Here is a 2,202-nt window from a genome sequence, read left to right on the forward strand (position 1 = left end):
GATGCTCCGCCGGCTGGCGCAGGGCGGCCAGCCGCTCCCCGAGCCGCTCCTGGCGGCGCTTGGCCCGGTGCCAGTCCATGGCGAGGTTGGAGGCGACGACCGCCGCCCACGCCGAGACGTCCCGCGGCGCCTCCCGGCCGCTCGCGGCCCGCTCCAGCAGCCGCAGGCGAACCTGCTGCACCCCGTCCGGCAGGTCCGTCTGCGGCACACCGCCGAGCGCGAGCACCGCCCGCACCCGGCGCTCCTGTGCCGGATCCAGCGGATCGACCTCGCCCCCCGGGTCATCGCCGGCCGCCGCGTGCGCCTCCCGGCCGCGCCGTGGCCTTCCGCGCAACAGCACAAGCCACCCCCCTCACGTCGTTTCTCCTACGACGCCGGCACGGCCCGGAACGTTCGCTCACCGCACGGCGAGTTTCCGCCAGGGCGACAGAGGCGTACATCACACTTCCGTGTGGCCGGGACCGGCATGGGCAGGCGAGCTTTCGGCGCCCGACCCCTGCCGGACGAATTCCTCCAGCTCAGCGGGGTCGACACCGCAGGTCCGCAACCATGGAACGGGACAGGCCGTCCCACTCTTCGGGCAGTCCGGGGAAAGAAGTGGACAGGCGGGCCGTGGTCGGCCGCATGATGGAAAAGCCTCGGCCAAGCAACGAGTACGTGAAGAGACGCAGGAGAGGGAGTCACCGTGAGGGTCGGAATCGTCGGAGCCACCGGACAGGTGGGCACGGTCATGCGCAGGATCCTCACGGAGCGGAACTTCCCGGTCACCGAGCTGCGCCTGTTCGCCTCGGCCCGCTCCGCCGGGTCGCAGCTGGACGGCGTGACGGTGGAGGACGCGGCGACCGCCGACTACACCGGCCTGGACATCGTCCTGTTCTCCGCGGGCGGCGCCACGTCCAAGGCGCTGGCCGAAAAGGTCGCCTCCCAGGGCGCCGTCGTGATCGACAACTCCTCCGCGTGGCGCAAGCACCCGGAGGTGCCCCTGGTCGTCTCCGAGGTCAACCCGCACGCGATCAAGGAGCGCCCCAAGGGCATCATCGCGAACCCGAACTGCACGACCATGGCCGCGATGCCGGTCCTGCGTCCGCTGCACGACGAGGCGGGCCTTCAGGCCCTGGTCGTCGCCACGTACCAGGCGGTCTCCGGCTCCGGCCTCGCGGGCGTCGCCGAGCTGCACGGCCAGACGCAGAAGGTCGTCGCCGACGCGGAGAAGCTCACCCACGACGGTGGGGCGGTCGACTTCCCCGAGCCGGGCGTCTACAAGCGCCCCATCGCCTTCAACGTGCTGCCCCTCGCGGGCAACATCGTCGACGACGGCCTGAACGAGACCGACGAGGAGCAGAAGCTCCGCAACGAGTCCCGCAAGATCCTGGAGATCCCCGAGCTGAAGGTCTCCGGCACCTGCGTGCGCGTCCCGGTCTTCTCCGGCCACTCCCTCCAGGTCAACGCCCGCTTCGCCCGGCCGATCAGCCCCGAGCGCGCGACGGAGCTGCTGGCGGGCGCCCCGGGCGTCGTCGTCACCGACATCCCCACCCCTCTCGAGGCCGCCGGCAAGGACCCGTCCTACGTCGGCCGCATCCGCCGCGACGAGACGGTGGACAACGGCCTGGCCCTCTTCGTCTCCAACGACAACCTCCGCAAGGGCGCGGCCCTGAACGCGATCCAGATCGCGGAGCTGGTGGCGGCGGAGCTGAAGGGCCAGGCCCCTCAGCCCCTGCGCACCTCGTAGAGGAAGCAGCCGTACTCGACGGCCCGGACGTGGACCAGTGCCACGGCCGGGTCGTCGAACGCTTCCAGGAGCGCCTGCTCGAAGGCACCCGGTTCCTCGACCAGTCGGCCGCCCAGGATCCGTCCCTCGGCCGAGTAGCGGCGGACCGTGCGGTGGGAGCCGGTGAAGGGGAGGGCGTCACCGGCGGGGCCCGCGCAGTCGTCGGCGTGGATGAAGACCGGGCCCTGTTCGTCGTAGGGGCCGGGAGTCGCGCCCGTTTCGGCGGCCCAGCGGCGGAGCGGAGCGTACGAGACCAGGGCGAGGCGTTCGCCCGGCTCGCCGTGGCGCAGGCAGCAGCGCAGTGGGCTGCCGCCCTCGGTGTCGGTGAAGCCGTCGGTCGGCCGCCCCGCGTCGTCCGTCGTGCGCAGTTCCTCCAGGGTCCGTCCTTGCGCAGAACGGCTTCCCGCAGGTCTTCAGCCCCTTCTCGAACGAGC

At 72.1% G+C, this 2,202-nt stretch carries 3 protein-coding genes; 1 reads left to right on the top strand and 2 read right to left on the bottom strand.

The features are described 5' to 3' along the window. Positions 1–337: sigma factor (locus tag ABZ281_RS46725; RefSeq protein WP_356664626.1), on the bottom strand; the 337-nt coding region annotated here is incomplete at its 3' end. 348 nt (positions 338–685) lie between these two features. On the opposite strand from ABZ281_RS46725, the gene ABZ281_RS46730 reads away from it, so the two are divergent. Continuing rightward, a complete protein-coding gene (locus tag ABZ281_RS46730) occupies positions 686–1,729 on the top strand; it encodes an aspartate-semialdehyde dehydrogenase (protein WP_356664628.1) in 1,044 nt (347 codons plus the stop codon). Here the strand turns inward: ABZ281_RS46730 and ABZ281_RS46735 are convergent. Continuing rightward, a complete protein-coding gene (locus tag ABZ281_RS46735) occupies positions 1,708–2,145 on the bottom strand; it encodes a DUF1203 domain-containing protein (protein ID WP_356664630.1) in 438 nt (145 codons plus the stop codon). The two genes, ABZ281_RS46730 and ABZ281_RS46735, sit on opposite strands and share 22 nt — an antisense overlap. Positions 2,146–2,202: the final 57 nt, after the last annotated feature.

The organism is Streptomyces sp. NPDC006265, assembly GCF_040613555.1.
Classification (GTDB): Bacteria; Actinomycetota; Actinomycetes; order Streptomycetales; family Streptomycetaceae; genus Streptomyces.